General features: G+C 56.7%; 5 protein-coding genes. 3 read left to right on the plus strand and 2 right to left on the minus strand.

Annotated elements, in window-relative coordinates:
* From VM163_13050 to VM163_13060, 3 genes are all read left to right on the plus strand, one after another.
* Positions 1–219, plus strand: a 219-nt coding sequence (locus tag VM163_13050; protein HUT04807.1) for a hypothetical protein, incomplete at its 5' end; no start/stop codon positions are given.
* Positions 220–651: 432 nt separating this feature from the next.
* On the plus strand, positions 652–1,704 hold the full coding sequence (gene mtnA / locus VM163_13055; protein ID HUT04808.1) for an S-methyl-5-thioribose-1-phosphate isomerase: 1,053 nt from the start codon (positions 652–654) through the stop codon (positions 1,702–1,704).
* Between the two features lie 215 nt (positions 1,705–1,919).
* Complete coding sequence (locus tag VM163_13060; protein HUT04809.1) at positions 1,920–2,402, plus strand: metallophosphoesterase; 483 nt, start codon at positions 1,920–1,922, stop codon at positions 2,400–2,402.
* Positions 2,403–2,581: 179 nt separating this feature from the next.
* Here the strand turns inward: VM163_13060 and VM163_13065 are convergent, their stop codons facing one another.
* Both VM163_13065 and VM163_13070 read right to left on the minus strand, forming a co-directional pair.
* Positions 2,582–5,224, minus strand: coding sequence for a hypothetical protein (locus VM163_13065; GenBank protein ID HUT04810.1), 2,643 nt, complete (start codon positions 5,222–5,224; stop codon positions 2,582–2,584).
* Positions 5,225–5,684: 460 nt separating this feature from the next.
* Positions 5,685–6,741: radical SAM protein (locus tag VM163_13070; protein ID HUT04811.1), on the minus strand; the 1,057-nt coding region annotated here is incomplete at its 5' end.

Genomic DNA, 6,741 nt, shown 5'->3' on the forward strand with positions numbered 1-6,741 from the left:
CCCACGGGCCTGGCGCTCTTCGCATACCCCGTGCCCTACTTCGCGAACGTCCCCCTTCCCGCATACGGCGCTATCGACGACCTCGTCCTCCTGAACACCACCCTCCCCGAGCAGGCCCCAGCCGGCGCATACACGTTCCACATCGGCCTCACTGCGCCCTCCTCAATCTCAAACCTCTATCGCACCGCCTCATCCCCCTTCGAGGTGAGAGATGATTGATGGTAGTTCCGTCCACGAAGGGCCACGAAGGAGCACGAAGATGCGGGTGGCCACGCCACTCGGGCAGCTGTTTGGATGGTTGGTGCAGGGGTCCCTCGCACATTCCCAGCTCAGCTCAGCAGCCGAAACGACGCGTATGCGGCGCCTCGGCCCGGGGTAATGGTGTGGCCACGCCACCCTCGGCCCAAGCTATGGGAGCGGAGGCTCTCCGCTCGCGGAGGGGGTATGGGGGACACGCGACGGCTGTCCACCATCAAGCGGTCTCACCTGAAGGACGGCGACATCTGCTAAACATGTTCATCTTATGAACTCTCCTGCCTCCAATCTGATTTTTGGGGCGGCCTTCCTGCCGGCCTTGAACTCCGAGCCTCGAGCTGACAACCTATCCACGTCTTGAATCTCAAGCGCTGAGCAGAAATCGAGGACGTGATCGTGAACGCAAATAAGGGCTTCTACACGATAGAGTGGTTGAAAGAAGGTGTGAGCATGCTTGACCAGCGGCTCCTTCCTGAAACCGAGACATACAACCTCTACAAAGATTATCAAGGCGTAGCAAAGGCCATAAGCACAATGGTCATCCGAGGGGCACCGGCGATTGGCGTTGCGGCAGCTATGGGGATCGCCCTCGCCGCCAATCAGCTGTTGGCATCCAAATTCGGGGAGTTCTCGCGAAAGATGCAGCCCGCATTCGGATTGCTCGCCTCGACCAGGCCGACTGCCGTCAATCTCTTTTGGGCGCTCGAGCGCATGAAACGTCGTCTCCGGGAGCTCAAAGACACCTCAATCGACGACATTCGAAAGGCGCTTGTAGATGAGGCGCTGGCGATTCGGTCCGAGGATGTCCAGAGCAATCGTCGGATGGGCGAGTTTGGTGCGACGGTCCTCGATGACCAAGATACCGTCCTGACGCACTGCAACGCGGGGGCGCTGGCGACGGCCGGCTACGGGACAGCGTTGGGCGTCATCAGGGCCGCGGTCGAGGCAGGGAAGAGGATTCGTGTCCTCGCAGACGAGACGAGACCGGTTCTCCAGGGAGCGAGGTTGACCGCCTGGGAGCTCCAGAAGGATGGTATTCCTGTTACTGTGATCACCGACAATATGGCTGGCAGTCTGATGGCCAAGGGTCTGGTCCAAAAGGTGGTTGTCGGCGCAGATAGGATCGCCGCAAACGGGGACGTGGCAAACAAGATCGGGACCTACTCGGTCGCAGTGCTAGCTTCCTACCATAGGATTCCTTTCTACGTTGCTGCACCGCTCAGCACGATCGACATGTCGCTTTCGGACGGCTCGAAGATACCTATCGAGCAGCGCTCGCCCGAGGAGGTTACGCATATCGGAGGCCGGCGAATCGTGCCCGAAAGCGTCCCCGTCAAGAACCCTGCGTTTGATGTAACGCCAAGCAAGCTCGTATCGGCCATCTTCACCGAACGAGGCATCGCCCGAGCGCCGTTCTCCGAAAGCCTCGCCCAAATGTTCAAGCTATGAGTAACCACGGAGGAGAGAAACGTATGAAGGCAAAAGGGAATCCGTTCAGGGCGCTGAGCCCCCGGTTGCTTCGTGTGTCTTCGTGTCCTTCGTGGATCAAGATTTCATTAGATTCATCGTCCACGAAGAACACGAAGGTACACGAAGGTGCTTCTGGAAGTTGGAACTTAGAACTTGGAACTACTGACCGACTTTTGACTTAGAAGGATAGAGCAATGAAGATAGGGATAATCGCGGATACTCACGACTTTCTGCCTAATATCGAGAAAGCAGTAACATTTTTCAACGAGCAGAAGGTTGATCAGGTCATTCATGCGGGGGACATCATCTCCCCCTTTACTGCGAAGGTCTTCAGGAAGCTCAAATGCCCGATGGAGGCCGTGTTCGGCAACAACGATGGCGATAAGTTGTTCTTGATCGAATCGTTCAAGGGGATCGCGCAGTTTCACGAGCGCTACTTTTCTTTGGAGCTGGACGGGAAACGGATTCTCATCTTCCACCAGCCCGACTTCATTGAGTCGGTCTCAAGGTCGAGGGATTACGACATCGTCATACACGGACACACGCACAAGATGAGGGTCGATAACCGCGAGGCGCTTCTGATAAACCCCGGCGAGTGCTGCGGCTATCTCACCAAGCGCGCCTCGGTCGTGATTCTCGATCTTGCCACGATGAACGTGGAGGTTAGGGAGCTCTAGCGCCGGTCGGTCTCTCCGGATTCAGGACGCCCCTGTCCGGTGTGAGACAACCTCTTCCAGCCGGCCAGAACACTCTCTGTCCGCGGATTACGCAGATTCAAGGGCGGAGAAAGGCCCCGCCCTATAAACCTGCAAACACTATCTTTGTGTTCTCTGTGTCTCTGTGGTGATTCCTCTGATCAATTGGTGATCGTGAGCATAACCGGTGTGCACTGCCCGGTCTGCTCGGTTGAGCCGTGGCCGCAGAACCACGGCGTGATGGTGTAGTCACCTGCGGGAAGACCTTCCGGTATCGAAAGCGTCAGCATTTCCGTCGGGTTCAGCGTCGTTTCTTTCGGGATCGTTATCGTCCCATACGGGACGGGCTCGTAGGCCAACGTAGGCAGATAGAGTGAATCGCCAGTCGGCAGCGTGATTAGGACGTATAGGTCGAGCTCTCTGTCCGCGCCGCCCGGATTCTCCGCCCAGTATTTCAGCGTCAGCGTGTCGCCTGGTATAACGCTCTCAGCGTTCGCAATCGCAGCGACGTTCGGATTGAGATAGTGGCGTTCAAGCCCGGCCGCCGACGTGATGTAGATGTCTCCCTGCGGCCCTCTCGAGACCCCGGTCAAAGCATTGCAGGCGATGTCTGCGTTCTCCGCGGTGAGAACGTCCAGGCTTTGACCGGGGACCCAGACGCCGGCTGTCGAGTAACCATAGCCCAGATTAAGCCATAGCCGCCCGACACCGTCTTCCGCCGCAGAGATAACATAATCGTCAAACGGTTCGTAAGTCCAGGAAGAGCCATCGAAGACGCCCACGCTATATCGGTTGGTTAACGCTGTCCAGCCGGATGTTATCACGCGTCCTCGGGAATCACAGTAGAGCAGTGGGATGCTCCTGCTGACAAGGACATAATCTGGGTCATTCGTCCAGTCGTGCCAGCTGTCCCCGTCGTAGTTAAGCAGCCCGAAGAAGTAGGATGAGTCCGGCTGCACCCTCATGTCGATAACCCAAACAAGCCCCCTCGTGTCAGCGTCTATCATGTAAGGCGCCTCCGGGGCGCCCTCCTCAGTGGAAAGAACATGCCAGAACGTTCCGTCATAATACGATATCTCCCACGCCTCGCCGGATGTGATCACCCAGGGTCTGTCCTGCGCGTCGATCGTCAGGCCGAAAACTGAGTTAGCAGGGAGGCCATCTGCAACGGTGAACGTCGTGAATGATAGGCCTTCCCAGCGTGTAACGCCAGCAGCAGAGGCTATCCAGGCCACGCCCTGGCTGTCGAACTCGATCGCGACCGCGGAATCCGTCGCCAACCCGTTCTCACTTGTCATCAGGTTCCATAGACCATCACGATAAGCCCACAGCCCCTTGGCCGAATCTGGCACGAACATGGTCCCGTCCGGGCCCCACGCGATATTGCTTGAGGGCGAGCCCATATCGGGGCCTTCGGTGCGATGAACGGAGAGCGGGCTGCCAGCCTCCAGAATAGAAAGACCCTCTGTCCGCCCGATGCCAAGCATCCCGTCAAATGTGATCGCGAGGCCGGTTACGTCCGGGTAATCGAGGCCCGGCATTGTTCCCCAGGTTTGTCCGTCGTAAGAGCACAGTCCGCCCTGGCCCGGCGAGAATGAGCAACAGACGAACCACAGTCTGCCGATCGAGTCTGTTTTTATCTTATAGACATTGTTGCCGGCAAGACCGCTGTTTTCGTGCGAGTATAGTGTAGTAGTTGACCCGTCAAACTCCAGCGCCCCATACAGGGTGCCGAACCAGGCATGGCCTCGCATATCCACGGCCATGCAGCGTATATACGGCGTCATCTCAGCGCCGTTCTCGTCGGTCCAGTCGAACGGGAAGGGTATCGTCCACCACCTGTCGCCGTCGTAGCCGCATAGTAACAGCTCATTTGCGCTGTCCTTCACGACCGCCACGGGATACCCGTCGGGGGTCAGCGCGATTCTGACGCCGCTGCATCCCGCCGGTAGGCCATCCTCCTCGCCGCACCACCTGAGCTCGCCGTTTCGGGAGACCATCAAGACACCAAGTCCCCCTACAATCCACATATTCATATCTCTGTCTGTAACGATCCCGGCCACATAGAGCTGTTGATCCCCAAGGAGGTTCGTGAAGCTCTGGCCATCATAGACCGTGATACCGTAGCCGATATACGGCCACATTATCAGGTTGCCGAATTGGTCGCGATACATCTCGATCATGTATGTGTCGGCAAGACCGTCGAATCGGGTGTAGCGCTCATACTGCCAGGTATCATCCTCTTTGGACCATTTCACAACGCCCCCAGGGCTCGCCGTCCAGAACTCCTCGTCGTTCGCCGCGACGTCAAGGACCCAGTTGCTCTTGTCGTAAAGCAGCTCGACCAGGCCGCGCTTGACTCCAAAACTGGCCATTACGAACGGTGCGAGTGGCTCGCGGGTAACTGCATCGACGAGCTCGGCGCTTATCTGATACTGGCCAGGCTGCCAGACGGGAAAGTTGTAGTCCGGAAGCGTCGTCTGGAAGACAGTCGCAGGGCCGAACGAGAAGCCCGCCGGGATCGTCAGATCATGAAGCCACGGGTGCTTCAGCTCGCCCCAGTCGGGCATGTAGTAGCTCTTTAGGTCCGGGCCTGTGACACATAAGTAGAGGTCTGCCGTTCGCGCAACCGCCGGGTTCCAGGCCTTCAAGTTCACACGGAACTGGTCGCCCGCGCGATAGTAATCCTTCTGCGTCTTGACTGAGAACTCAATCTCCTGGGCAGACGCCGCAGTTACAAACAGAGCTATCAAGATCAGTGTAATCGGGAGAATCGCACCCGAAATACGTGTGATGCTTCGCATATCACCCTCCAGTTAATTCTCGATGCCTATAACCTAATCCGAAGTGTGCAAGTTTATTAAGCATACGTATCGACCTCGCAGTTCTTCAAGGCAAATAAGAGCGAAGAACTAGAGGGCGCGGCGTGGCCGTATCCTACATAACTACCTTACTTGATGGTTGGCGATAACCAACCGTGATTAGAGATGTGGTGGAACCTGGACAACTGGCGGATCACACCACATACGCTCCTGCAAAATACAGTCTCCTGGGTCCAGTTGTTCAACGCCCGGTGGACAGGCTGTTCTCAAGTCTATTAGCGTGCAAATGTGCCAAGGATTTGGCGCGTAACAATCGTCCACAGGTGAGCTCGTGCCGCCGATGTTGAACACGTTCATAAACTTCATGTTGAAGCCTCCTTTCTGATTCGGTCCCGAATCGATTCCCATCAAGTTTGTCCAATCGCCGCACCCTCTTCAAGTCCTAACTACAGTTGGGGAAATCATTCTTATCGTCGTTCGCCGTTTTGGCGAGCTGCTCATTGTTTCTAGCTGATTCGGCTCTGTTCAGCTTCACCTTGGCATAGCCCTTCACTGCCATCGCAATCAGCGACGTCGAGAAATCGCAGATAAGTGGATTCGTCTCCATCAGATACTGACTGACACGTACCCAAGTAGCCGGGCACCCACCGGAGCACACGTACCGGGCCCAGCAATCCTGACACGCCCTCACTGAATTGGCATCGAATCCGGCGAACGGATTCGGCAAAGCCTCAGGAGGAGGAGGCGAAAAGACCGAGCCCATATTCAGCTCTTCAATTCCCACAACCAGCGAGCAGGGGTATATAGAGCCATTAGCTCCGACCGCCATCATTGTCTGTCCAGCAGAGCACGACCTTATCGCCGGGAAACCGTTCCGGATGCGCCTCAACACCTTCTCGAATAGAGCATTCCTAACGGGCGTGTCATGGATGAGGCTTGAAAAATACTCATCCGCAAGTGTCCCGAACTGCTCGCGCACAGTGTCCATTTGGTCCTCGGTGAATCCCCACTCAGGGTTGCCTGGTATCTGCGACAGCGTGATCTGAACGTTACTCCCTCCCATCCCGTGGACATAATGGAACGCCCGGCAGGCGGACAGGTCATTCCCACACACGACCGTGGCCGTCCCAACGGTAACGCCTGCCTCCCTCAAATGGTGTATGGCCTCGACAGCGATATCGTGGCTGCCAGAACCATCGGCAAATGGGCGTTGGACATCGTGAATGTCCGCCGGGCCATCCAGGCTCACCTGCACCCGAAAATCATGTTCTTCAAAGAAGCGAATGATCTCGTCCGTCACAAGGGTCCCATTTGTGGAGAGATCAAATCTCACACCTTTCCCGGCATCACTCAGCACCCTCTTGGCGTAATGAGTGCACCACCGAATGAGATCGAAGTTCAGAAGCGGTTCACCACCAAAGAAATTGACCTGGCACATCTTCTGCTCGCCAGACACAAGGACAAGGTAGTCTATTGCGCTCTTGGCAACGTCTCGCGTC

The organism is bacterium (assembly GCA_035527515.1).
In the GTDB taxonomy this organism is placed as follows: domain Bacteria; phylum B130-G9; class B130-G9; order B130-G9; family B130-G9; genus B130-G9.